Consider the following 24,291-nt stretch of genomic DNA (forward strand, 5'->3'; position numbering starts at 1 on the left):
CGCCGACAGGGGAGGCATGCCTCACAGCTCGGCGCGCGTCGCGCGGCGGATTGCCGTGCACGTCGGACTTTTGCTCTTCAATGGTTGCGGGCGCGACGGCGCGGGTGATCGCTTCGGCGTCTGCGGCGACGGCGTGGTCGACGAGGGTGAGGCGTGCGACGACGTCAATTCCGCGGAGGGCGACGGCTGCTCGCCGACGTGCCAGCGCGAGGCGCCAGCGGCGCCCCGCTGCGGCGACGGCGCGCTCGACGCGGGCGAGGCGTGCGACGATGGCAACACGGCGGCCAGGGACGGCTGCTCGCCGGCGTGCGAGGTCGAGGTGCCCCCGCGCTGCGGCGACGGCGCCATCGATCCGGGGGAGCAGTGCGACGACGGGAACGTCGCGACGGGCGACGGCTGCGAGGTCGATTGCGCGAAGACGCCGGCCGAGGAGACCGTCTGCGAGGCGCTTTTGCCGCTCGCGCAGGGGACGTGCGAGGTGGTCGCCGGCACGGGCGCGACGCTGATCCGGGGCGTCGTGCTGGCCCCGGGCAGGGTGTACAGGGGCGGGCGGGTGCTCGTGGACGAGCGGGGCGCGATCGCGTGCGTCGGCTGCGATTGCGAGGCGGCGGGCGCGACGGAGATCCTGTGCCCGACCGGCGTCGTCTCCCCGGCGCTGATCAACACGCATGATCACATCACGTACACGCAGAACAGCCCGTATAGCCCGACCGAGGAGCGCTATGAGCACCGGCACGACTGGCGGATCGGCAACAACAAGCACACGAGAATCGATACGCCCGGCATGGCGAGCCCGGCGCAGATCCACTGGGGCGAGCTCCGCTTCCTGATGGGCGGCGCGACCTCGATCGTGGGCTCGGGGAGCGCGCCAGGCCTCCTCCGGAACCTGGACCGGGCCGACCAGGAGGGCCTGGGCCAGAGCGCGGTCCGTTTCGACACGTTCCCGCTCGACGACACGGGCGGCCGCGAGCTCGTGAGCGGTTGCGGCTACTCGGCCGACATGGTGACAGGGAAGGACGTCGAGGGAGAGGACGCCTATTGTCCGCACGTCGCCGAGGGGATCGATGCGTCGGCGCGCAACGAGTTCGCCTGCCTGAAGGCGGAGCCGAACGACGTGCTCGAGCCGCAGAGCGCGTTCATCCACGGGATCGGCCTGACCGCGCCCGACTACGCGGCGATGGCGGCGGAGGGCACGGCGCTCATCTGGTCTCCCCGCTCCAACATCACGCTTTACGGCGACACCGCCGTGGTCACCGCCGCCGCCCGCCTCGGGGTGCAGATCGCGCTCGGCACCGACTGGATCGCGACCGGATCGATGAACCTCCTGCGCGAGCTCCGGTGCGCGTCGGCGCTCAACGAGACGTATTACGACGGCTTCTTCACCGATGAGGAGCTGTGGAGGATGGTCACCGGGAGCGCCGCCGCGGTCACCGCGACGGACGACGTGATCGGCGCGCTGTCCACGGGGAAGGTCGCCGACATCGCGATCTTCGACGGCAGAGAGCGCGAGGGCCACCGCGCGGTCGTCGCCGCCGATCCCGAGGACGTCGTCCTCGTGATGCGCGGAGGAAAGGTCCTGTATGGCGACGCGGCCGTGGTGTCCGCGGTCCGGGGCGCGGGCGCATGCGACACGGTCGATGTGTGCGGCGTGTCGAAGCAGGTCTGTCTGCAGGACGAGATCGGGATGACGCTGGAGGACCTCGAGCAGCAGGCGGGCGAGATTTACCCGGCCTTCTTCTGCGGCGAGCCCGAGGGCGAGCCGCTCTGCACCCCGTCGCGCGCGGTGAGCGCGCCCCGGAACGCCTCGGTGAACGGCTCGACTGTCTACACCGGGCAGCCGACGGACGCGGATCTCGACGGCGACGGCATCGAGAACGGCGCGGACGATTGCCCGAGCGTCTTCAACCCGATCCGGCCGCTCGACGACGGGGTCCAGGCCGACTTCGACGGCGACGGCGACGGCGACGCCTGCGACGCGTGCCCGCTCGACGCGGGCAGCGCGCTCTGCTCGCCGCCGGACCCGAACGACGCCGACAACGACGGCACGCCGAACGGCGCGGACAACTGCCCGAACCTCCAGAACCCCGGCCAGGCCGACGCGGACGGCGACGGCAAGGGCGACCCGTGCGACCTGTGCCCGGACCAGGCGAACCCAGGGGCCCTGGGCTGCACGGTGGCGATCTACGATATCAAGGACGGCACGCGCGCGGAGGGCGACACGGTGGCCCTGGAGGACGTGCTCGTGACCGGGAAGCACGCGAGCGGCTTCTTCGTCCAGGCGAAGCCGGGCGACCCGGGGTACGCGGGGCCGGCGCGCTCCGGCGTCTACGTGTACAGCCCGCAGAACACGGTGCTGACCGGCGATCGCGTGCGGATCACGAGCGCGGTGATCGCGAATTACTTCGGGCAGATCCAGCTCGGGTCCGCCGTGGTCGAGGTGAGCGCGTCGCTCGGCGAGGCGGCGCCGCCGCCGGAGCCCGTCGCGCCGGCCGACATCGCGGCGGGCGGCGCGCGCGCCGCCGAGCTCGAGGGGGTCCTCGTCGAGGTGGAGGACGTCACGGTGATCGGGCTCGATACGATGTTTTATGAATTCGTCGTCACAGGCGATCTGCGCGTGGACGACCTCCTGTACCGGTCCAGCCCCTTCCCGGCGGAAGGCCAGCATTTCGCGAGCATCCGCGGCATCCTCACCCACCGGAACGACGAGGCGAAGATCGAGCCGCGCGGCGTCGATGACCTCGTGACGACCCTCGGGGCGGCGGCCGCGACGGCAGGGCTCGTGATCAACGAGGTGGATTATGATCAGCCGGGCAGCGATGGGGCCGAGTTCATCGAGATCTACAATGGCGCCGGCGCGCCCGTGGATCTCACGGGCCATGCGCTCGTGCTGGTCGATGGATCCAGCAGCGCGCCCTCCGCCTACAGAACGCTCGATCTGAGCTCCGCGGGTACGCTCGCGGCTGGCCAGTACCTCGTCGTCGGCAGCACGGCGGTGGTCGGCACCGACACCATGCCAGGCGTCGTGGCGGAAGGTGCGGTGACGATCGCCTTCTCGGGCGCGCAGACCGACCGGATGCAGAACGGGGCTTCCGACGGGATCGCGCTGATAAACACGATAACAGGGGCCGTGATCGACGCGCTCTCTTACGAGGGGAGCATCCCCTTCGTCACGATCGGGGGCGCCAGCGTGAGCCTCGTCGAAGGCGACGCGTTGCCGGCCACGGTGGCGGACGGCGGCATGGCGGCTGGCTCGCTCTGCCGCCTGCCCGACGGGACGGACACGAACCAGGCCGCCGCCGACTGGGCGCTCTCCGCGACGATCACCCCTGGTGCGGCGAACGTGCCGTGAGCCCGGCCGAGACGCTGCGCTCCTCGGCGCAGCGCGCCCGGCGCCACGCGGTCCACGCCGCGCGCGCCGGTGTCTTCGTCCTGTCAGCTGTGTCCGGAGAGAGTGAAGAGAATCAAGGAGGAATGAGCCGTGAGCGGGCGCTCACAGGCAGCCGCAGAGCGGGTCGCCCGCCTTGCACACGCACTTTCCGCCCTTCTTGGCCGGCGCCGCCGCGCTGGCGCCCCGCGCCGCGCTGGCGCCCCGCACCGCCTTGCCGGACGTCGCCGCTCGGCCGCGGAGGGTTGCGGCCCCCTTGATGTTCGACGTCTTTGCGTCGGCCACGTCCTCGCCCTGCGCCAGCGCCTTGGTCGCCTCCGTCGCCTTGTAATCGGAGAACGCCTTCTGCGCCTTCTCGGCGTCGCTCTTGGCGGCGTCGAGCGCGAGGGTAAGCTCGGTGATCTTCCGGTTGCGCTCGTCGAGCTGGAGGTTGAGCTGCGCGATCCTGTCCTGCTCGGCGACGCGGGCGGCCACCGCCTCGGCCTGAGCCGCCTCGGCTTCCTTCACCTTGCCGGCGAAGGTGGTCACCGCGACCGCGGCCACGGCCGCCACGACCAGACCCACCCCGAACACGAACCGACCCCGCCGCTTCTGTCGCACGCCCTGGGCGATCGCCTCGAGCTCGCGTTCAAGGTCCCCCGAGCCCGACATGGGCGGCACGCTGGCAGCGACCGGCGCGATGCTGGCGGGCCCTCTCGTCCCCTGGTAGAGCACTCCCGGGCTTTGCTGCGTGTTCATCATCGCGCGAGACCTCCTCCTGCGTGAGCGATTCCTCCTCTAAGCAAGTGGGGGGCCTCTAAGCAAGTGTGGTGCCAGGTGAGCGCGCCCCGACTTGGCACCGCGTGCATCGTCCGTGAAGCAAACGGCGGTGCAAAGCGAGGACTCCCACCGCAAAGCGGTGGCTCGCACCGCAAAACCAGGACTCCCACCGTAAAACGACGACTCTCGAGGTGCTCCAGAGGCGAGCCGCGGGAGATCCGGGTGGATCACTTGTTCTGGTGCATGGATCGCTCACCGGACCTCGACGCGTCCCCTGGTCCAACGGAGGTCCTGCACCACGCGCCGGCAACACCGGTGCTGCCGGCGGGGAGGGAGGGCCGCCTCAGGGCAGCGACCGGAATCGCTCCAATTGAGTCAACGATTCCGGCTACTTGCGGCCGTAGACCGGCCACGGCCGCGGCTCCGCGGGATCCGAGGATGAGAGCGCTTCGTGACGAGGTGGCCGTCAGGGCTGCAGTTTGGCGACGAAGGCGTCCGGGCCCCCGGAGCTCATCATGGGGTCCCCCCCGAGATCGATCCTGCCGCTGAAGCTGCCCGTCAGCGCGATGGCTCCCAGCGCATCCACGGCGACGGCCCGGGCGCGCTGCTCCGCCGCGTCGCCGAACGATTTGGCCCAGGCCGTATCGCCGTTCGGCGCGAGCTTCGCGAAGAAGGCGTCGTTGCCGCCGAGGGACTGGAGCCTCGGGCTCGGGGCGCCGAAGTCGATGGCGCTCTCGAACTCTCCGACCACGATGACGTTGCCCGCCTGGTCGACCGCCACCCCCAGCGCCCCCTGATCTTCGTCGTCCCCGTACAGACGGTTCCAGAGGTGCTTGCCGTCCGCGTTGAAGGCGGCGACGACCGCGTCGTTTCCTCCGGCGTATCTCCGCGGCGCTCCGTCGAAATTGATCGTTCCCCCGGTGCTCCCTGCGACGACGATGTCCCCCTCCGCGTCCACCGCGACCGCCGTGAATTCCTGGCTCATGGTGTCGCCAAACATCTTGGCCCAGAGCGGCGTCCCGCCCCCGTCGAGCTTCGCAATGAAGGCGTCGTCGCCCTGAGCCGTGAGGAGCGTCGTCCCGAAGTACACCTTGCCCGCGATGCGGCCGACCAGGACCACGCCTCCGTCGGGCGTGACGGCGGCGTCGTTCGCGACCTCGGCGGTCGTATCGCCGAAGTTCTTGCTCCAGGCGAAGTTGCCGAGGATGTCCATCTTCGCGACGAAGATGTCCTCTCCACCTTTGCTCGTCAGGTGGTCCCCGCCCATCCGCTGCCCGCCCAGCACGTCGGCCCAGTCGGTGAAGCTGCCAGCGACGATGATGTTGTCGTCCGAATCCACCGCGAGCCCGTAAACTCTATCGACGCTCGGACCGGTGATCGTCTTGATCCAGTCCAGGCCGCCAATTGCGTCGAGCTTCGCCACGAACACGTCCGAGCTGCCTTGGCTCGTGAGCGACGTCCCGTCGAAGTTAACTGTATTTTCGAAGGTCCCGGCCACGATCACGCCGCCGTTCTTGTCGAGCGCCACGCGATTGCAAGAATCCGAGCCGTTCCCCCCGAGCACCTTCGACCATTCCGTCGCGCCGCCAGGAGCGAGCTTGACGACGAAGCCGTCGTACGCTCCCTGGCTGCCGACGGAACCCAGGCTGGTGCTGAAGGCACCCGCGATCAGGAGGTTCCCTTCCCTGTCGAACGCGACGTCATACCCAATCTGGTCGCCGTTCCCTCCGAGCTTGGCGCTCCAGTCGTGAGCTCCGGTGCACTCCGCCACACGATCGCAGTTCTCGTCATTCGCCTGCGTCGTACAGGCCTCGGCCTTGGGGAGCACCTCGTCGACGCACGAGTCGTCGCGCAGGCAGCCGTCCTTGCACTCGCCGACTCCCCTTGTCGACTCGGGGCCTGTATAACAAGGCACGCAGGGCTCGTTGCCGCCTGCGCCGCCCGCGCCTCCCGCGGCGCCCGCGCCTCCCACGCCGCCCGTGCCGCCCGCGCCTCCCGCGGCGCCCACGCCAGCCATCCCGCCTTGCGCGGCGCCGCCGCCGCTGATGGCGCCCGGCACGAGCACGCCTTGATCGAAGCACCCGCCGAGCGCGCCGGCCACGCCGAGCGCGCCGCAAAGGATCATGAAGCCGTTGCGTTTCATCAAAACACCCCCGCGATCCCGGCACCCCACGGCGATATCCATGGACGGACCGCTGCGCCCTTGGGCCTCGCCGCCGCGGCCGGTGCGGTGAGGAGCAGCGCGACGCCGCCCGCGGCGAGCGCCCCGCCCACGATGAACGCCGGCGCAGGGACGAGGCGCAGGTCGTTGTACGAGCCCAGCTTGGCCCGCGTCTTCGGCGTGTCCGGGCACACGACATCTTCGGTGCACCCGAGGTCGATCAGCTCGCCGCGCCGCGCGCTCGTGATGCCGAACGTGATCCCACCGACCACGAGCGCCGCGGCGCCCGTGCCGACGGCGGTCCAGCCGAGCACGCGCTGCGTGGTGCCCGGCGCCGGGCCGGCGGGCGGGGGGAGGACGATAGGCGGGCGGACACCGACGGGGAACTCGAGCGCGAGCGCCGCCTCCTGCCGCTCCTGCAGCGCGACCTCCCGCCGGACGACGCGCCCCGCCCACGCGGCCTCGACGACGTGCTTGCCAGGATCGACAGGCTGGCTGACCCCCACCAGCGCGGGTGGCATCGGCTTGCCGTCGATGGTGATCTGCACCTCGCGCTCCGGGGCGCCGCGCACCCCCACAGAGAGCCTCGGGATCCGGGGCTTGAGATCGTCGTATGCTTTCCCGGCGTCGGCGACCGCGGCTTTGAAGACGTCGCTGGCCGAGGCGTCGAGCGAGGTGCGGCTCACCTGCAGGTAGCGCTCGGAGGCCTCGATGAGGCGCCCGAGCTGCTCGAGGCTCCGCGCGGCATAAAGGTCGATCGTCGGCGCCTGGATCAGCTGGTCCGCGCGCCCGAACTTGTCGAGCGCCGCCGCGTACTGGCCCTTGTCGAAGAGGTCGAGGCCCTCTTCGGCGAGGGCCCGGGCGGCGTTCATGGTGGCAGGGTCGACGTCGGCCGCCCCCGCGGTGGTCGCGAGCGCGAGCGCGAGCGTGAGCGCGATGGTGGCGGTGCCCGAGACCCTCGATCGCGCGCGCATTCGTCTCCTCAGAAGCCGAGGCGGTCGGACCTGGGGCGCGTCGCGCTGGAGGCCGCGGGCGGGGCCGCCGACGAGGGCCTGGGCCGCGGCGGGGAGGACGCGGCCCTGCCCGGGCGAGCGGGCGCCGTGTGGGCGGAGGAGGCGGCCGCGGCCGGAGCGCTGGCCGCCAGCGCGGAGCCGGCGTGGGGCGCAGGCGTCGAGGTCGCCGCGGCCGTCGTGTCCTGGGGAGGCGCGAGATCGGGCGCCCCTTTGGGCGAATTCGCTTCCGCCGGCGGATTGTTCGCGGGGGCGGCGACAGGCGGTGTCTCGAGCGTCACCGGCGGCGAGGCGGCGCCGGATGGCGGCGGTGCGTGCGGGATCGGGTCGTCCCCGAGCGCGCGCCAGCCGATGAAGAGCGCCCCGCCGAGGACCGAAGCCGCGAGGCCGAGCGCGACGGCCGGGATCGGCATCCTGCGGCGAGGTCTCGAGTCGGCCCCGGCCTCGTCGTAGAGGCCCGGCGGCGAGGCGACGCTCCCCTCCGGCGAGACGGAGAGCGGGGAGGTGGAGATCGGCGGACCGGAGAGCGGCGCGGCGGAGAGCGGCGCGGCGGAGAGCGGCGCAGCGGAGAGCGGCGGGACGGAGGGCGACGTGCTGCCCGCGCCCCCGGGGATCGAGCTCGCCGAGGCCCGCCCGCCCTCCTGCGCGTCGCTGGGCGGAAAGAGCGCGTCGCGCAGCGCGTCGACCATCGCCGTCGCCGAGGCGAACCGCCCGTTCGGGTCACGGCTGCACGCCTGCATGAACCACTCATCGAACGCCGGCGGCACGGGCACAGACGCCACCTTCGATGGGACAGGCAGCGGATCACTGCATATCTCGAGGATCATCGCGCCAGGCGCCTCGGCCGTGATCGCAGCCCGGCCGCACACGCATTCGAACGCGATCACCCCGAGCGCCCAGAGGTCCGACCGGTAATCGACGGTCGCGCCCTGCGCCTGCTCAGGGCTCATGTACGGCAGCGTCCCGATCAGCACGCCAGCCTGCGTCCCGATGCCCTCTTTGCCGGACATGCGCGTCTTGGCGACGCCGAAATCGAGGACCTTGGCCACCTCCCGGTCGTCGTCGCGGGCGAGGAAGATGTTGTCGGGCTTGAGGTCGCGGTGGACGATGCCGGCGTCGTGGGCCTTGCGCACGGCGCGCGCGACGTCGGCGAAGATGCGCGCCGTATCGGCTGGATCGAGCGCGCCGACACGCTCGAGCCGGTGCGCGAGATCCTCGCCCTCGAGGAGCTCCATCGCGATGAAGGGGACGTCGTTCTCGACGCCGTGATCGAGGATCTGCACGACGTTCGGGCTGCGGAGCGCCGCCGCCGCCTGCGCCTCCTGGTAGAAGCGCGCGCGGACCGTCTCGTCCTTCGCATAGAGGGGCCCGAGCATCTTGATCGCCACCGGCGAGCCCAGCGTGAGATCGTCCGCGCGCCAGACGGTGCCCATGCTGCCCGAGCTGAGAGGGCGGAGCAGCCGATAACGGCCGACCAGCACCTGTCCCTCCAGCCCGAACGCGTTCGTCGTCATTGTCGCAGGACCTGTGGAGCGCGCGTGGCCTTCCCTACGCTGGTGGTTGTTCAGTGCTGGTCAACAACAACAACGGGTAGACTGAAAGTCTACGGGGCGTGGCGCGGAGCGTCAATCGGTGCACCCGCCGCGTGCTCGCAGGGCGTCGCTAGAGCACCGAACAGGTTGAAACGCCGCGCGAGAGAGAGTTTGAACCACAGAGACACAGAAGCGACAACAACAAAACCTCGGCGCATCCGTGGTTCGTTTCGTCAATTTTTCGATCGGATCGGTACCCTAGATCAACACGAAGTCCTCGGCCACGGAGACCTCCTCGGCCATGATGCTCGTGGTCTCGTCGTCGCGCTGGACGGCGAGCTTGTAGAGTTGCGCCAGCACGGCCGGGTGATCCTCGACCAGACCCATGAACTCGGTGGCCGGCAGGTACAGCGTCACGGTGGGGTGAACGGCGATCACATCGGCGTTCGCCGGGCGGCGGAGGACCATCGCGATCTCGCCGGCGACGTCGCCGGGGCCGAGCGTCGAGAGCACGAGCGGCTCGACGCGGGCGTCGTCCGCCGCGTCGCGCCGGACGACGGCGACCTCTCCGGAGGCGATGAGGAACAGGCCGGGGGGCCGCTCATCCTGGACGAGCAGCCGCTCGTTCTTCTCGAACGTGCGCGTGCGGAACCGCTTCACGAGCGCGGGCCTGTTGGCCTCGGGCACGACGCGGAGCACGTCGCTCATCCGGACGAGGTTCTCCACCATGCGGTCCCGGCAGTAGGCCGCGAGCTCCAGGCCCACCTCGGGCTCGCGCTGCGCGATGTCGTCGATCGCGTCGCGCTTCACCTCGAGCACGATGGAGGGCCGCGTGGCGATGACGCTCCCGGTGCGCGGGGCCCTGGAGAGCAGCGCCATCTCGCCGAACATGGCGCCGTTCGTGAGCCGGGCGAGGAGGATCTCCTCGTCCGCGCGCCGGCGCCGCGCCTCGAGCTCCCCGCGCGCGACGAAGTAGGCCTCGCTGCGCGCGGCGCCCTGCTCGATCACGGTCGTCCCCGCCGCCACCCAGATGGGCGTGAAGGCGGCGCACAGGGCGCGGAGCGCGTCGCGCCCGACGGACGAGAAGACCGGCTGGGGCGCGATCCCGGGGTGATCGGCCTGGGCGGCCAGCCTGCGCGTGGCGTCGTGGAGGATCTCCGTCGCCTTGTTGAGCAGGAGTGCGCCGGTCAGCACGGAGGCGAGCGGCTGGAACGCCTCGGCGGCCGGCAGGGGCGGCGGCGGCGGCGCGCCCTCGCCGAGCCGCGGCGAGTCCCGGCAGAACGCCTCGGCGATCTGGTCGAGCCCGGGCCCGGCATCGCCGCCGAAGCGCTCGCTCTCGCGCGCGGCCGCCACGGCGAGCGGCAGGTTCTCGAGGTCGATCGCGCGGGCGATCGCGGTGGAGCACGCCTCGCGCGCGGCCTCGTGCCGGTTCAGCTCGCCGAGGAGGCGCCCGCAGAGGCAGAGCGCCGACGGCATCGTCGGGTCGTGCCGGACCAGCGCGGCGGCCCAGCGCAGCGCGGCGTCCCGCTCTCCCGCGAGCGCCAGCGAGAGCGCGCGGTCGATCGGCGACTCCGCCTGCTGGATCGAGCCCGGGAGTACCGGGGGGAGGGCCATGTAAGCGTCTATATCAGGGTTCATTGCGCGGCGGCAAAGAACGCGCCCGGTTGACGGCGCGCACGCCCCGCGCGCCGTCAACCGGGCGCCCCGCGCGGATTACCCCGGGAAGGACCGAGGCGCCGTGCTCAGGCGAGGTGCTGCTTCAGGAACGCGATGCTCCGCTCCCACGCGAGCTTCGCGGCGTCGGGGGCGTAGACCTCGGGGCGCGTGTCGTTCGCGAACGCGTGGTCGGCGTCATAGACGTGGAGCTCCATGGATTGGCCGCGGGCGGCGAGCTCCTTCTGGATCGCCTCGGCGGCGGCCGGCGTCGCCCAGCCGTCGCGCGCGGCGAAGTGGGCGAGGATCGGCGCCTTGACGCGCGTGGTGTCGGGCGCGGGGCTCGGGACGCCGTAGAAAGGCACCACGGCCGCGAGCTCGGGGATCGTCGCGGCGGCGGCGAAGCTCAGCGCGCCGCCCATACAGAACCCGATGACGCCGACCTTGCCGGTCGACCGCTCGTGCGCCGACAGGAAGCGGGCGGCGCCGGCGATCTCCTCGAGGGCGCGCGGCTTGTCGAGCTCGGTCATCAGCCGGTTGGCCTCGGTGGGGTCCTTGGTGGTCTTGCCGTGGTAGAGGTCGGGCGCGAGGGCGATGAACCCGGCGGCGGCGAGCCGGTCGAGCAGCGAGCGGATGTGGTCGTTCACACCCCACCACTCCTGGATCAGGACGACGGCAGGCGACTTGTCCCCCTGCTTCGGCCAGACGATCTCGCCGGTCGCCGACGACCCGTCCTTCACGGGGAACGAAACCTTTTCGGACATGCGACTCCTCCCTTTCGAGACGGGGATGGGCTGCGCCGTCCTCGTCAGCAATCGGGGATCGGCGTCCGCCGTCCCCTCATGGCGCGGCGCAGGATAACCGCCCCGCGCACGTTGCGTAGCGCAAATTGCCTGGCATGCGCTCCACGCCGGGACGCCGGCGATGTAGATTGACGGCGTGGATGCGCTGGCGGGGCGATGGAGGCGAGCCGTCTCGTCCTTGAAGGAGCTCCGGCTGCGGGTCGCGTTCCTGCGGAGCGAGGTGCTGCGCGCCGATCTCCCCTCCGTCGCCCGCGCGCTCGACGACCTCTGCCGCGACGCCGAGCAGGCCAACCCCCTCGCGCGCGACGTGCTGGGCGCCGTCGTGCCGGTCCTCGTGGATCCTGCGCTCTCGGAGCGCGTCGAGCAGCTCCGCGAGCTCGCGTCCTCCCATGCCCTGCTGCCGCTCTCGCGCCTCCTGCGCCGCAAGGCGCGGCGGCCCGAGGCACAGCCGGCCTCGCCGGCGCCCGACGAGCGGCTCCTCGCCACGTCGAGCGCCGGTCGCGCGCTCACGCTCGGCGAGCGGCGCGCGCTCGCCCGGCGGCCGACCCGCGCGGCCTTCGACGCCTTGCTCCGGGACCCGCACCCGCTGGTCATCCGCAACCTGCTCGCCAACCCGCGCTTGACCGAGGATGACGTCGTCCGCCTCGCGGCGCGCCGCCCGGCGAACGCGGAGGTCCTGACGGAGATCGCGAAGCACCCCGAGTGGCCGCAGCGCGCGCGGGTGCGCATGGCGATCGTGCAGAACCCGGGCGCGCCGCAGGAGATCGCGGTGCCCATGGTGCGCCTCCTCCTGCGGCCCGAGCTCCTGCGGCTCGCGGCGGCGGCGGACGTGCCCGCGGTCGTCCGGGCCGCGGCGCGGGAGCTGCTCGATCGCCGTCCGCCCGTCCCGCACAAGCCAGGCGGCCCGCTGGCGCAGTGAGGCCGCGCCCTGCGCGGGGCCGGCGGCGTGCGCGCAGGCCGCCGCCGCGGTGTCGCGATCGGAGAGGAGACGAAGAGAGCAGAAAGGGAGTGAAGGAGAGAGGGGAGTGAAGGAGAGGGGGAGTTGAAGGAGAGAGGGAGAGAGGTCGTGCAGGGCGCTTTCATGAATCGGCGCCCGCGGGAGAGGCTACGCGACCTCGGCCCAGCACCGCGCGAGGCGACGCACGCCCTCGTCCAGGTCCTCGTCGCACGCCACCGAGGAGAAGCAGAGCCGGAGGGCGAACGGGCTCACGGCGCCGTGAGCCCGGAACAGCGAGCCCGGGTCGAAGGCGACGCCGTGCTCGATGGCGGCGGCCAGGAAGAAGGCCTCGTTCGGCTCGGCGTCGGGCTCGACCCAGATCGCGAAGCCGCCGACGGGGGGGTCGAACCGCCAGCCGGGAAGGTGCTTTCGGAGCGCCCGCTCCATGCGGGCGGCGCGGCGACCGTAGAACTCCCGCAGGCGCACGAGCCGCTGATCGAAGTCCTCCGTGCGGAGGTAGTCTTCCAGGATGGCCTGCGGCAGGCTGGCCGCCTGCTGATCGGCGGATTGCTTCAGCTGGAGGACCTCGGCCCGGAGCGAGCGCGGGGGCACGAGCCAGCCGACGCGGAGGCCGGGGCAGAGCGTCTTCGAGAACGTCCCGACGTGGAAGACGCGATCGGGCGCCTCGGCCAGGAGCGGCCGCGGGGCGGCGCCGTCGAAGGAGAGATCCGCGTAAGCATCGTCCTCGATGATGGGCCGGAGGGTCGAGAGGACCCTGGCTCGCTCGCTGCGTGACAGCGTGCGTCCACGCGGATTGGAGACGGCGGGCATGAGATAATAGGCATCGACGTTGCTGCCGCCGTCGACGACCGTCGCGCCGATCTCCTGGAACCGATCGAGCGCGCCGGGGGAGCTCTCGCGGTCGACGCCGATCCTGGCGCGCGAGCCGCGGACCAGCTGCGCGGCGAGGGACACGGCCTGCTGTGCGCCGCTGGTCACGATGACGTCGTCGCAAGCCACCTGCGCGCCGCGCCGGCGCAGCTGCCCGGCGATCCAGGCGCGGAGATCCTCGTCGCCCTCGGGCCAGCTACACTGGAGCGCCGGGCAGCTGGGGTTCTGAAGAGCGCGAACGAACGAGGCCGCGAGCTTCGAGCGCGGGAACTCGCCCGGGGCGGGCAGCCCGCCCGCGAAGCTGATGAGGCCAGGTGTGTCCGCGGCGCGCCGCTTCAGGGGGTCGAACGGCTCGAGGCCGTGTCCGAGCCGCGGTCCGCTCCGCGGCGCATCACGCGAGATCGGGGCCTGTACAGGCCGGGTGTGGGACGACGGGGGAGGAGGCGTTGCGCGCGCGATGGCATCCATAGAGTTCAGGGTCCGAGCGAGGCCATTCAAGGATGGTGCCGCCCGGGCTGCCCGTCTCCAGATGGAGCGGAAGCGCTCGGGTCTCATGACGGGACGGAATTTCATGGAAAATTGGTTACATCCCGGCAACCTGGGACGGGTCAGGGCGTGTAACGGCATGTTGCGGGGTGTGGCGTGCGCGCGCGGCGAGTCAGGCCGCCACAGGGCACCGACGGGCTGGAGGGGCGCGCGTCCGCACAGGGCGGCAGGCCCTGGAGCCAGCTGGTCTGGCCGGCGGGGGATCCGTCCTGAGTTCGATCTCCGGAGCTGACCGTACGCCGAGGTCCAGCGAATGTTCGCCCGGGGCGGCTATCGACGTGGGGCTTGCTCCCGCAGGCCGTGGAGCTCGTTCTCGTGGCCCGTCAAGGCTCTGTTCCCCAGGCGAGCACGCCGTCGTGGTACACGGTGACCCGCTCAAAAGGCATGAAGGCGGTGTTGGTGCCGAAGGAGTAGTCGTCGGTCTGCGTCATGCGGTCGTAATTGACGCCGTTGTAGATGCGGATCTGCACGTTTCCGGACGTGACGTTCGGGGCGACGCTACCCGCGGCGGCGAGGAAACCGAGCTCGAGATAGTGATCGGCCTTCGTGCCCGATGCCTCGCCGAACGTCCTTGTGACGTTGGCGCATCCGCCGATGATCGACGAAAAGTCGCACATGCTCTTGAGATCCACCTTCTCGACGTCGGCCGTGAACCAGTAGCGAATCGTCAGATCGCTGAGCGCGATGCTCGCATCGTCCGTGTTCTTGACCTGTACCATGAACGACAGATGCTGGGACTCGACGGTGGTGTCCCTCGCAGCATATTGCAGCTCGAGCGCCGGTGTTGTCACGCCGCCGGTGGTGGAGCTCGCGGTGGTGGAGCTCGTGGCGCTGCCGCCGCCAGCGCCTGTCGTGCTGCTCGTCGTGGAGCTGGCCGAGCTGCTCGCCGAGGAGCTGGCCGAGGCGCTCGCCGAGGAGCTGGCCGAGGCGCTCGCCGATGCGCTCGCAGCGTCGTCCCCACCAGAGCCGCCCAGACCCCCAGCGCCGCCGGCACCATCGGCGCCACCGGAGCCAGACGAGCTGCTCACCGTCGCGCTCGTGACATCGCCTGCGGCGCTGGACGAGACGCTCGTTGCAGAGCTCGTCGAGCTGCTCGTCGCAGACACGGTGGAGCCAACGCCGGCTGAGCTAGACGAAGGTGCCCCACCCGAGCTGGCGGCGGCGCCGCCTCCGGCTCCTGTGTTCTCGCCGTCCAGGCTGGAGCCTTGGGCACATGCCACGAGCGTCAGGAGCGAGATGGCACAGAGAGCGGTGGTTCCCTTCGGCCAGGAGCTCGATCGGTTGACTCGATTGCCACAACTGCCCAGCTGCGGCAGCGCTCCTGCCCTCGTCGACACCTTTCCCCTGGAACTCCGGATACGAGCTGCTCCCGAGGTCATCGGGCCGAGCAGCGACGCACACCTTGCCATCGGTCGCATCTTGAACACCCCTGCGACCGCTCGACCAAGTCCGAAGGCCGAACGGAAGGAAGTTGAGGTCAAGCTTATAGAGAACCGCCTGGTATCTGCAAGAGGCTTGCCATGGGAACTTTCTGTCGATGTCGTAGATGATAGGGTATTCGTCTACACGCATTGCCCTCGGATCGGGCGGATGAATGCTGGCCATGCACTGGACGACGTTTCATGTGTTTTGCGGACACAGCGCCAGCGGCGTCCGTTCGCGTCGCTGGCGCCGGTCATGTGAAGTGACGGGGCCGCGCTACGCATCCTCCAGCGGAGGCGGCGCGTGGGGCCGGTTGAACTCGGAGTCCCCCATGAACCGCGTTGACCACGGCGCCGGTCTCTCGCCGTTGCCAAACGAGAGCACCGAACCGCAGAACGGGTCGCCCGTGCCCTCCGTGGACGGCGCGCTCCAGCGAGAGGATCGGTCCGCCCAGCCGTAGTTCACGTCCAGGGGAAGGGGCATGAAGACCCGGCGCTGCCTGTCGGCGAGCGCGCGAGAGGGTCACGTGGCGCGCGCGGGCTGCGAGGCCTCGAGCCGCGCCTTTTCAGCGAGCAGCAGCTCGGTGAACGCCGCGATGAACATGCGCCTGGCGAGCGAGCCGAGCGGCTTGCCGATGAGCGGCAGCGGGATGTCGAAGCGCGATGTCCAGTCGATCTCCGTGCCCTCGCCGCGCGGGGTGAAGCGGAGACGCGAGCCCTGGTGCCGGAGCGGCTGCGTGCTCTCGATGATCTGGTAGTCGAACGAGGACGGCCGCTCGAAGGCCGTGATCTCCTCGACGTAGCGGATCCGCTTCCCGACTCGCACCTCGCGGAGGGCGCCGAGGCCGTTGTGCTCGGTGAGCCCTGGCCGGATGACCTTCGTGTGGGTGCCGTCCCCGGAGCGCAGGAAGCGTTCGTGGTCAGCCACCGCATCGAAAACCCGCTCGACCGGGGCGTGGATGTAGACGTTGACGTGGACCTCTTGCATGCGGCGACCATCGCACGACGACCTCGCCGAGCGAGCACGCAGGCGCGGTCTGCCGAGCGAGGGCGGGGTGGGGGCGGGTGAGCGGAGAGTTCGCTGGTGGGCTTCGAGATCCGTTCCTGTTGAATGTGGCGGCGTCGCACTGAGCTCAACCAGGGGCGATCGTTGGTCTCCGGTCGTCGGCTCAACCTCGGTCGTCGGCTCAACCTGGGTGCGGTCGATGCAGCTGGGCGAGCTCAACCTGGGTGCGGTCGACGACGTCGGTCGGCGGCTCAACCTCAGTCGGCGGCTCACGGTCGGCGGCTCAACCTGGGTGCGGTCGACGACGTCGGTCGGCGGCTCAACCTGGGTGCGGTCGACGCAGCTGGGCGAGCTCAACCTGGGTGCGGTCGACTGTGTGAGTGTGTGTCAATGTGAGACATGCTTTTCCTTGATGCCTTGCCAACCGACTGGGATCCTCACATAAGGTGAGTGAATGCTCACTCACCAATCCGGAGGCGGTCTATGACAGAAGCTGTGGATGCGCTGGTCGTCGGTGGAGGTCCGACGGGGTTGACGATGGCCGGAGAGCTTGCTCGGCGCCGGCTCACCGTGCGGATCGTGGACAAGGCATTGGAACCGCCGCCGGATCACTCGCGAGCGCTCGTGGTGCAGACGCGGACGATGGAGATCTTCACCAGCATGGGGATCGCAGACGCCGCGCTGGCGCACGCCACGCGCGTCGGAGGGCTCAACGTCCTCCTCTCGAACGGCCAGCGCGCACGCTTGCCGATCTTCGACTTCCCGGAGCTCTCCACGCCCGTTCCTGGCATCTTCGTCATCCAGCAGTTCGACACCGAGCGCGTCCTCGGATCGCGGCTCTCGGAGCTGGGCGTGACGGTCGAGCGCGGCGTCGAACTCGCCTCCTATACCCAGGACAGCGCCGGCGTCACATGCACGCTCCGCAGGGTCGACGGGAACACCGAGGTGGTGCGCGCGAAGTGGCTCCTCGGTTGCGACGGCGCGCGCAGCGCCGTCCGCCAGGGCGCAGACATCGCCTTCGAGGGCGACACCTACGACGATCACTGCATGCTCGGCGATCTCGTCATCGACTGGCCGCTGCCGGACGGCGACATCTATATCAGCCCTTCGCGCCGGGGCCTCGCAGCGGCCTTCCCCGTGCCCGGAAGCCACCGGTTCCGGATCGTCCTTATCCTGCCCGAAGCGTCGCCGGCGCGCGGCGCGTCGCTCTCGCTCGAGGAGTTCGAAGGCGTGATGCGCTCGATGATCCCCACGCCGTTCAAGATACAGAAGGCGATCGTCCTCTCGCGCTACCGGCTGCACCACCGCGTCGCAACGCCGCTGCGCAAGGGGCGCGTGTTCCTCGCCGGCGACGCGGCGCACATCCACAGCCCGGCCGGCGGGCAGGGGATGAACACCGGAATCCAGGACGCGTACAACCTGGCGTGGAAGCTCGCGGCCGTCGAACAGGGCAAGATGCCAGCGTGGCTGCTCGACACCTACGAGATGGAGCGGCTGCCCGTCGCGCGCCGGCTGATCGACTTCACAGACCGCCTCTTCGGGCTCATGGCCGGACACGGTCCCATGGGCCGGGCGCTGCGCCTCGTCGCGCCGCGCCTGATGACCCGCGCCATCGGCGTCGCTGCCGTGCAACGCCGGATCCTGGGGTTCGTCTCGCAGCTCAAGATCCGATACCGGAAGAGCCCGCTCTCCATCCAGATCGGCCACCCGCCGGAGCGCGGGCTTCGCGCCGGAGATCGCGCGCCGGACGCCTCGCTGCGCAGCGCGGCGGGACAGCAGGTCCACCTGTTCGAGCTGATGCGCGGCGTCGACCCCACGCTGCTGCTCTTCACCGGTCCACCCCAGGGCAGCGCGAACACCGAGGCGCACGGGCACGCCCGGCGGCTCGCCGCCGAGCTCAGCCGGCCGGGCCTCAAGGTGTTGGTCATCGGCGCGCCCGAGGCCGGAGGGTACGCAGATCCGGACGGGCGCGCCCACGCGGCGTACGGCGCCGAGGCGGCAGCCGCCGTCCTCGTCCGGCCGGACGGCTACGTCGGCGTGCGCTGCGACCCCCTCGACGAGCGCGAGCTCAGGCAGGCGCTCGACCGGCTCTTCACCCGCAAGGCCGAGGCTGCGTAGCACAGGCCGACCCCAGCGCGCCCGAGCCGACGCGCGGCGCTGCTAGAAGTCGAGGAGAGAGGACACAGATGAGCCGACGCCCGCGCCCGAACGACACGTTGACCGAGGCGCAGAAGAAGATCGTCGACGCTGCGGTGGCCGCCTTCGCCGAGCAGGGCTTCCACGGGACCGCGACCAAGGAGATCGCGCGGCGCGCAGGGGTCGCCGAGGCGACGATCTTCAAGTACTTCCCGAGCAAGCGGGACCTCCTCCTGGGCGTCATCGGTCCCGCCGTCGAACGGCTCGTCGGGCCCGCGCTGGCGCGGTCCATGGACCCGCTCTTCGACGCGACGTACCCGACCTTCGAGGCGTTCTTGCGGGCGCTCCTCGCCGAGCGCATCGCCTTCGTGCGCGCGCACCCGCAGCTGGTGCGCATCCTCGCGCAGGAGCTGCCGTTCGACGCCGAGCTGCGGCTCGGCATCGCCGGCAGGGTGTTCGCGCCGCTCCTCGAGAAGGGGATCACCTTGATCGAGCACTTCCAGCGCGAAGGGCAGATCGTCGGGTGGCCGCCGCCCCTCGTCCTCCGCTGCGTCGCCTCGACGTTCGTGGGGTACATCGTCCACCGCGTGTACATCGCTCCCGATGCGGCGTGGGACGACGAGGCGGAGATCGAGCGGGTCATCACCTTCGTGATCCGCGGCCTCTCGCCTCGCGAGCCCGCGTGACCCCGTGCGTGGGTATGGAGGCCGCGCGGGCGCGCGGCGGCTCAGCTCGTCGTCAGGAGCGAGCGGAGCTGCGACGGCGACACCTGGTAGTCCTTGCCGCAATAATCGCAGCGGATGTCGAGGACCTTCCCGTCCGTGACCATCTCCTCGATGTCGCTCCGCGGCAGGCTCGCCAGCGTGGCCATCACCCGGAGCTCGCTGCAGCGACAGCTGAAGCTGAGCGGCGAGTCCTCGAGCCGTGAGAACGGCATGCCGTAAAGCAGCTCCCCGAGCAGCACGTCCGCCGAGGCTCCCTCGTGCGCGAGCACGTCGTCGAGGCGCTCGAAGTCCTTGAGCCGCTCGGTCATCACCATGAGCGGACCGCGCTCGACCTCCGGGAGCAGCTGCACGAGGTAGCCGCCGGAAGCGCCGACGCCGTCCTCGCCGATCAGCGTCGCCACCGCGATCATCGAGACGACCTGCTCCGATTCCTGCATGTACGTCATCAGGCCCGCGGAGATGCCGCCCTCGGTCGGGATCTCGACGACACCCTGGTGGAGCATGCCGCTCGGCAGCGTGCGCATGACCTGCAGCAGCGACCCGTCGCCGATCTCCACCGCGCTCTCCGCCGTGGCCCCCTTGCCCAGGTTGACGAGGCCGCGGCTCGTGCCGTCCGGGTGCGAGTCGGCCACCAGGCTCCCGTTACCGGCCGCGCCCTTGACGATCGCCTGGACCCGCAGGTTCGGCGCCATCGCCTCGCGCACGAGGATGGCGCCGGTGATCAGCTCTCCCAGCCGCTGCGCGGTCGCGCCGGTCGCAGATTGCACCGCGACGGCCCCCCGCACGGTCTCGGTGGTCAGCGCCGTGATGACGCGAAAAGCGCCATCCATCGTGATGGCGCGGACGACGGAATCAGAAGGTCGGGGCAAGATGCACTCTCCCGTGGGGAAACATCGTTAGGCCACGGACGGCCGATGGCAACCCGCGGCGCATCGGTCGCCGCAGGCGGAGGCGCCCCACAGGCGGGCGCGCCTCGCATAAAAGCACAGTTATTCCGTTGGCTTGTAGCACAGGCGCCCCCTCCTGCGCGGCGCGGGGGGGGGGCGCGGCGCGGGGGGGAGAGCTCAGCTGCGCCGGCGGCGCCGGTGCAGCACGGCGGCGCAGGCGCCGGCCGCGAGCAAGGCCCACGGCGCCGAGCGGCTGCCGTCGCCCTCCGCGCCCACCGTGCAGGCGCAGCCGCCGCCTTCCACCACGATGCCCTCACCGGGGAGCGGCTCGGTGCACGGGCCGATCGTGTCGTCGGGGTTGCGGCAACCCGGGACGCACTCCTTCGTCTCCTCGTCACACACCATCCCTGCGCCGCAAGCGCTGTCCTGCTCGCACTGCGCGGGCTGATCGTCCGCGGGGTTGTTCGGATCGCGCTCGCCCTCGTCGACCACCCCGTCGTGGTCCGTATCCTCCTCGCCGTCGCTCGCTCCGCCGCCGTCGGTGTCGGCCTGCGTCGGCGAGGTCGTCGTCTCCCCGTCGTCGCCGTCCGGCACGCAGGTGGCCGCGTCGGCGTCGGTGTCCTCGTGCGAGCAGCCCTTGCCCAGCTCGGTCCCATCGAGGAGCCCGTCCCCGTCGCTGTCGGGATCGAGCGCGTTGATCTTCCCGTCCTCGTCCGTGTCGACGCCGGGCTCGACCTCCTCGCCGTCGAGCGCGCCGTCGTCGTCGCTGTCGGCGTCGTCCGGATCGGTGCCGAGCGCCGTCTCCTCGCTGTTCGAGAGGCCGTCGCCGTCGCGATCGCCGAGATCGTCCCCGGCGTCGTTCGGATCGGTCTCGCCCTCGTCGACCTTACCGTCGTGGTTCAGGTCCTCATCGCCGTCGCTCTGGCCGCCGCGGTCCGTGTCGGGATTCACCACGCTCGTCGTGGTGGTCCCGCCGTCGGCGTCGGGCGTGCAGCTCTCGGCGGCGGCATTGGTGTCCGCGTCCGCGCAGTCCTTCCCGGCCTCGGTGCCGTCGAAGAGCCCGTCGCCGTCGCTGTCCGCGTCCAGGACGTCGGGCTGGTCGTCGCCGTTGCCGTCGTCGCTGGGGTTCGGCTCCTCGCCGTCGAGCAGGCCGTCGTCGTCGCTGTCGCGATCTTCCGGATCCGAACCGAGGAACACCTCGAGATCGTCGCTCAGCCCGTCGTCGTCTCCGTCGGCGTTCTGGCTGTCGTCGGCGCCGTTGCCGGCGGTCGGGTCGGTCTCGCCGGCCTCGAGCGCGCCGTTCAGGTTGGCGTCCTCGGAGCCGTCGGTCGCGCCGCCCCGGTCGGTGTCACGGATCAGCGCCGACGTGGTCGTGGCCCCGCTGTCCCCGTCCGCCGTGCAGTGCTTGGCGTCCGCGTCGGTGCCGGGGCCGTCGCAGGCGAGGCCGAGCTCGGTCCCGTCGTAGAGGCCGTCGTCGTCGCTGTCCACGTCGAGGGGGTGGATGAGCCCATCGCCGTCCGCGTCGTCCGACGGGTTCGGCTCCTGCCCGTCCTGCACGCCGTCGTCGTCCGAGTCCGCGTCGTCCGGGTCCGTGCCCAGCGTCTCCTCGAGGTCGTCGCTCAGCCCGTCCTCGTCCTCGTCGTCGTTGTCGCCGTCGTCGTCGCCGCTCCCGCGGGTCGGTTCCGTCTCGCCGTTGTCCGCGACGCCGTTCAGGTTGGCGTCCTCGGAGCCGTCGCTCGCGCCGCCGTCGTCCGTGTCCGCGTCGAGCGGCGACGTCTTCGTGGCGCCGGCGTCCCCGTCCGGGACGCAGTGCCGCGACGGCGCGGTGCCAGGGCCGTCGCAGGCGAGGCCGAGCTCGGTCCCGTCGAAGAGGCCGTCGTTGTCGCTGTCGACGTCGAGCGCGTTGAGGAGCCCGTCGCCGTCCGTATCGTCCGCCGGGTTCGGCTCGAGCCCGTCGCGGACGCCGTCTCCGTCGGTGTCGGCGTCGTTCGGGTCCGTGCCGAGCGAGACCTCGAGATCATCGCTCAGCCCGTCGTCGTCGGTGTCCGTGTTCTGCGGATCGTCGTCTCCGTGACCGGAACGGGGGTCGGTCTCGCCCGCGTCGAGCGCGCCGTTCAGGTTGACGTCCTCGGAGCCGTCGCTCGCGCCGCCGCGATCCGTGTCGGCCTCGAGCGGCGACGTCCTCGTGGCGCCCGCGTCGCCGTCGGCAGCGCAGTTGCCCGCCGTCGCGTCGGTGCCCGGGCCGTCGCAGCCGAGCCCGAGCTCGGTCCCGTCGAAGAGGCCGTCGTTGTCGCTGTCGACGTCGAGCGGGTTGATCAGCCCGTCGCCGTCGTTGTCGTCCGTCGGGTTCGGCTCGTCGCCGTCGCGCACGCCGTCGTCGTCGCTGTCGGCGTCGTTCGGATCGGTGCCGAGCGTCCTCTCGAGATCGTCGCCGAGCCCGTCGCTGTCGGCGTCGGCGCGCTGGTCGTCGGCGCCGTGCCCGGCCGCCGGGTCGCTCTCGCCCGCGTCGAGCACGCCGTTCAGGTTCGCGTCCTCGGAGCCGTCGAGCACGCCGCCGTTGTCGGTGTCCGCGTCGAGCGGGTCGGTCGTCGTCGCTCCGGCGTCGCCGTCGGGCACGCAGTGCCCCGCCAGCGCGTCCGTCCCCGGACCGTCGCAGTCCGTCAAGCCGATCTCCGTCGCGTCGAACAGCCCGTCGTCGTCGCTGTCGACGTCCCGCGCGTTGACGAGGCCATCGCCGTCGGTGTCGCGATCCCAGAGCTGCTCGTCGCCGTCGCTCACGCCGTCGTCGTCCGTGTCGGCGTCGTTCGGGTCCGTGCCAGCGAAGTTCTCGTCGCCGTCGCTCAGCCCGTCGCCGTCGCTGTCGACGAGGATCTCCGTGGGCGGCGTGCCCGGCTCCGCGCCGTTGCCGTCCGTCGGGTAGTCCTGGGCCGCGCCTCCCTCGGGGCTCTGCCCGGTGATGATGGCCTGGTTCGCGATCTCGCCGTCCGTGCCCGGATCGATGGTCACGCGGAACCGCACCGTCGTGGTCTCGCTGACGCCGAGCGACCCGCCCTGGGCCGCGTCGGCGCCGTCGCCGAGCCGGACGCGGATCGTCCGCGTGCCGGCGACGTACTCGCCCTCGTCGTCGCCGGGCGCGTCGGTCACGCCGCCCATGTTCGGGCCCGAGGCGATCTCGAGCGAGCCCGGCACGAAGGTGACGCCGGCGGGCAGCGGGTCGTTCAGCACGACCGCCGCGGCGTTGTCGTCCCCGGTGTTGGCGACGAGGATCGTGTATTCGAGCGTGTCGCCAGGCGTCACGCCGCCGCCGTTGAGGTCGAGGACCGACTTGGTCGACGTGGAGAGATCCGGGAGGCGCGTCGGCACCGACGTGATGAGGCCGCCGAGCAGGTAGCTGTCGGCGCCGTCGACGGCCGCTCCGACGTTGGCCTCCGTGTCGCCGGCCATGAGCAGGTTGGCCGGCACCTGCGTCACGTCGATGTCGATGCCGCTCATGCTCAGCGGCCCGCCGGTGAGCCTCGGCAGATCGCCCGCCGAGGACATCGGCGCGCCGAGGAACGAACGGGAGCTGTTGAAGAAGTTGTTCGCCGGGTTCTGCGCGTCGAACAGCGCGGTCCCGTTCCACTCGAGCGCGTCGCCGGTCGAGCTGTCGCCGTCGTACCCGATGACGCCGAGCTTCGCCTGGCCGCCGCCCGAGGGGACGACGAACCCCGAGATCCTCCAGCCGACCGTCGCGCCGTCGATCACCTGATCCAGCCCGTCGAAGACGGCGAGGTTCCGCGCGGGCGCGGTCGTCAGCTCGTAGAGCACGACCATCCACCAGCCGGCGAACGCGATCTGCTGGCTCACGCTGTCCAGATCGGTCCCGTTGGAGATCCCGCTCAGGCGATACGCTCCCGCGCCGCGCGTCTGCACGATCGACGTGACGTTGGCGACCGTCTGGGCGTGGGCGAGGCCCAAGATCTCCGTCTGGCCCGAGATCGTACCGGTCACGCTCGAAGAGAAACCGCCAGGCCGATCCAGGGTCACGGTGAGATCGGCCGAGGTGCCGCTGTCGCGGCTCACCGTCCAGTAGAGGTACGCGTGGGTCACCCGAGCGCCCGTGGGGAGGCTGAGGACCGCGGTGCTGCGGGCGGCCGCGGGATCGACGGTGTTGTTCGCCTCGGCCTGGCCGGCGAGGGGGCTGTCGCCCCGCCAGTAGATATCGGGCGCGGAGTCCGCCAGCGTCGCGGTCGTGCCGCACGTCCCGACCGTGCCCACCAGCGGCGCGGGCGTGGACGACGCGCAGTCGTGCGCGAGCGTGTTGCCGATGAGGACGAAATCACCCCGCTGCGCCACCTGGACCCGCCGCACCGGAGCCGCGCTCGCGGTCCCGGAGAGCGCCCCGAGCAGCGCGGCGCTGGTGAGCCCCGTGAATGCCAATCGCTTTGCCATCGACGCCT

General features: G+C 71.2%; 17 protein-coding genes. 5 read left to right on the plus strand and 12 right to left on the minus strand.

The features are described from left to right. The first annotated feature begins 16 nt into the window (after nt 1-16). A complete protein-coding gene (locus tag WMF11_RS00320; RefSeq protein ID WP_437976033.1) occupies nt 17-3,349 on the plus strand; it encodes a lamin tail domain-containing protein in 3,333 nt (1,110 codons plus the stop codon). Nucleotides 3,350-3,490: 141 nt separating this feature from the next. Here WMF11_RS00320 and WMF11_RS00325 read toward each other — a convergent pair whose 3' ends face one another. From WMF11_RS00325 to WMF11_RS00350, 6 genes are all read right to left on the minus strand, one after another. Beyond that, nucleotides 3,491-4,126, minus strand: a complete 636-nt coding sequence (locus WMF11_RS00325; RefSeq protein WP_437548489.1) for a hypothetical protein — start codon at nt 4,124-4,126, stop codon at nt 3,491-3,493. 484 nt (nt 4,127-4,610) lie between these two features. Next, on the minus strand, nt 4,611-6,287 hold the full coding sequence (locus tag WMF11_RS00330; protein ID WP_437976034.1) for an SBBP repeat-containing protein: 1,677 nt from the start codon (nt 6,285-6,287) through the stop codon (nt 4,611-4,613). Next, the gene (locus WMF11_RS00335) at nt 6,287-7,279 is read right to left on the minus strand and encodes a tetratricopeptide repeat protein (RefSeq protein ID WP_437976035.1); all 993 of its coding nucleotides are present in this window, start codon (nt 7,277-7,279) and stop codon (nt 6,287-6,289) included. Before WMF11_RS00335 ends, WMF11_RS00330 begins: the two co-directional genes overlap by 1 nt. Before the next feature lie 8 nt (nt 7,280-7,287). Beyond that, nucleotides 7,288-8,829, minus strand: a complete 1,542-nt coding sequence (locus WMF11_RS00340) for a protein kinase domain-containing protein (RefSeq protein ID WP_437976036.1) — start codon at nt 8,827-8,829, stop codon at nt 7,288-7,290. Between the two features lie 276 nt (nt 8,830-9,105). Further along, a complete protein-coding gene (locus WMF11_RS00345) occupies nt 9,106-10,461 on the minus strand; it encodes a cyclic nucleotide-binding domain-containing protein (RefSeq protein WP_437548496.1) in 1,356 nt (451 codons plus the stop codon). A gap of 128 nt (nt 10,462-10,589) precedes the next feature. After that, on the minus strand, nt 10,590-11,264 hold the full coding sequence (locus WMF11_RS00350; RefSeq protein ID WP_437906416.1) for a dienelactone hydrolase family protein: 675 nt from the start codon (nt 11,262-11,264) through the stop codon (nt 10,590-10,592). A 175-nt stretch (nt 11,265-11,439) separates the two neighbouring features. On the opposite strand from WMF11_RS00350, the gene WMF11_RS00355 reads away from it, so the two are divergent. After that, nucleotides 11,440-12,222, plus strand: a complete 783-nt coding sequence (locus WMF11_RS00355; RefSeq protein ID WP_437548500.1) for a hypothetical protein — start codon at nt 11,440-11,442, stop codon at nt 12,220-12,222. 186 nt (nt 12,223-12,408) lie between these two features. On the opposite strand, the gene WMF11_RS00360 is transcribed toward WMF11_RS00355, so the two are convergent. Both WMF11_RS00360 and WMF11_RS00365 read right to left on the minus strand, forming a co-directional pair. Continuing rightward, nucleotides 12,409-13,599 carry a PLP-dependent aminotransferase family protein gene (locus tag WMF11_RS00360; protein WP_437906417.1) on the minus strand — a complete coding sequence of 397 codons (1,191 nt, stop codon included), beginning with the start codon at nt 13,597-13,599 and terminating at the stop codon, nt 12,409-12,411. 401 nt (nt 13,600-14,000) lie between these two features. Continuing rightward, nucleotides 14,001-14,468, minus strand: coding sequence for a cellulose binding domain-containing protein (locus WMF11_RS00365; RefSeq protein ID WP_437906418.1), 468 nt, complete (start codon nt 14,466-14,468; stop codon nt 14,001-14,003). Nucleotides 14,469-14,475: 7 nt separating this feature from the next. Between WMF11_RS00365 and WMF11_RS00370 the strand changes: the two genes are divergently transcribed. Next, on the plus strand, nt 14,476-15,360 hold the full coding sequence (locus tag WMF11_RS00370; protein WP_437976037.1) for a hypothetical protein: 885 nt from the start codon (nt 14,476-14,478) through the stop codon (nt 15,358-15,360). Nucleotides 15,361-15,375: 15 nt separating this feature from the next. On the opposite strand, the gene WMF11_RS00375 is transcribed toward WMF11_RS00370, so the two are convergent. Continuing rightward, nucleotides 15,376-15,582, minus strand: coding sequence for a hypothetical protein (locus WMF11_RS00375; protein ID WP_437906420.1), 207 nt, complete (start codon nt 15,580-15,582; stop codon nt 15,376-15,378). Nucleotides 15,583-15,621: 39 nt separating this feature from the next. Further along, nucleotides 15,622-16,086 (minus strand): SRPBCC family protein, encoded by a 465-nt coding sequence (locus WMF11_RS00380; RefSeq protein ID WP_437906421.1) that lies wholly within the window; start codon nt 16,084-16,086, stop codon nt 15,622-15,624. A gap of 501 nt (nt 16,087-16,587) precedes the next feature. Between WMF11_RS00380 and WMF11_RS00385 the strand changes: the two genes are divergently transcribed. Next, nucleotides 16,588-18,222 (plus strand): FAD-dependent monooxygenase, encoded by a 1,635-nt coding sequence (locus WMF11_RS00385; RefSeq protein ID WP_437976038.1) that lies wholly within the window; start codon nt 16,588-16,590, stop codon nt 18,220-18,222. 68 nt (nt 18,223-18,290) lie between these two features. After that, on the plus strand, nt 18,291-18,926 hold the full coding sequence (locus WMF11_RS00390) for a TetR/AcrR family transcriptional regulator (protein WP_437976039.1): 636 nt from the start codon (nt 18,291-18,293) through the stop codon (nt 18,924-18,926). A 41-nt stretch (nt 18,927-18,967) separates the two neighbouring features. Here the strand turns inward: WMF11_RS00390 and WMF11_RS00395 are convergent, their stop codons facing one another. After that, the gene (locus WMF11_RS00395; RefSeq protein WP_437906424.1) at nt 18,968-19,834 is read right to left on the minus strand and encodes an Hsp33 family molecular chaperone HslO; all 867 of its coding nucleotides are present in this window, start codon (nt 19,832-19,834) and stop codon (nt 18,968-18,970) included. Between the two features lie 195 nt (nt 19,835-20,029). Then, nucleotides 20,030-24,283: a hypothetical protein gene (locus WMF11_RS00400; RefSeq protein ID WP_437976040.1), complete on the minus strand. Its 4,254-nt coding sequence runs from the start codon at nt 24,281-24,283 to the stop codon at nt 20,030-20,032. Nucleotides 24,284-24,291 lie beyond the last annotated feature (8 nt).

Origin of the sequence: Sorangium sp. So ce295 (assembly GCF_051527405.1) — a bacterium.
Classification (GTDB): Bacteria; Myxococcota_A; Polyangia; order Polyangiales; family Polyangiaceae; genus Sorangium; species Sorangium cellulosum_B.

Excerpts from the sequence above, each read along its gene's own strand:
- WMF11_RS00320 (WP_437976033.1), top strand. The coding sequence starts at position 17 with ATGCCTCACAGCTCGGCGCGCGTCGCGCGGCGGATTGCCGTGCACGTC.
- WMF11_RS00325 (WP_437548489.1), bottom strand. The coding sequence starts at position 4,126 with ATGATGAACACGCAGCAAAGCCCGGGAGTGCTCTACCAGGGGACGAGA.
- WMF11_RS00330 (WP_437976034.1), bottom strand. The coding sequence starts at position 6,287 with ATGAAACGCAACGGCTTCATGATCCTTTGCGGCGCGCTCGGCGTGGCC.
- WMF11_RS00335 (WP_437976035.1), bottom strand. The coding sequence starts at position 7,279 with ATGCGCGCGCGATCGAGGGTCTCGGGCACCGCCACCATCGCGCTCACG.
- WMF11_RS00340 (WP_437976036.1), bottom strand. The coding sequence starts at position 8,829 with ATGACGACGAACGCGTTCGGGCTGGAGGGACAGGTGCTGGTCGGCCGT.
- WMF11_RS00345 (WP_437548496.1), bottom strand. The coding sequence starts at position 10,461 with ATGGCCCTCCCCCCGGTACTCCCGGGCTCGATCCAGCAGGCGGAGTCG.
- WMF11_RS00350 (WP_437906416.1), bottom strand. The coding sequence starts at position 11,264 with ATGTCCGAAAAGGTTTCGTTCCCCGTGAAGGACGGGTCGTCGGCGACC.
- WMF11_RS00360 (WP_437906417.1), bottom strand. The coding sequence starts at position 13,599 with ATGGATGCCATCGCGCGCGCAACGCCTCCTCCCCCGTCGTCCCACACC.
- WMF11_RS00375 (WP_437906420.1), bottom strand. The coding sequence starts at position 15,582 with ATGCCCCTTCCCCTGGACGTGAACTACGGCTGGGCGGACCGATCCTCT.
- WMF11_RS00380 (WP_437906421.1), bottom strand. The coding sequence starts at position 16,086 with ATGCAAGAGGTCCACGTCAACGTCTACATCCACGCCCCGGTCGAGCGG.
- WMF11_RS00385 (WP_437976038.1), top strand. The coding sequence starts at position 16,588 with ATGACAGAAGCTGTGGATGCGCTGGTCGTCGGTGGAGGTCCGACGGGG.
- WMF11_RS00390 (WP_437976039.1), top strand. The coding sequence starts at position 18,291 with ATGAGCCGACGCCCGCGCCCGAACGACACGTTGACCGAGGCGCAGAAG.
- WMF11_RS00400 (WP_437976040.1), bottom strand. The coding sequence starts at position 24,283 with ATGGCAAAGCGATTGGCATTCACGGGGCTCACCAGCGCCGCGCTGCTC.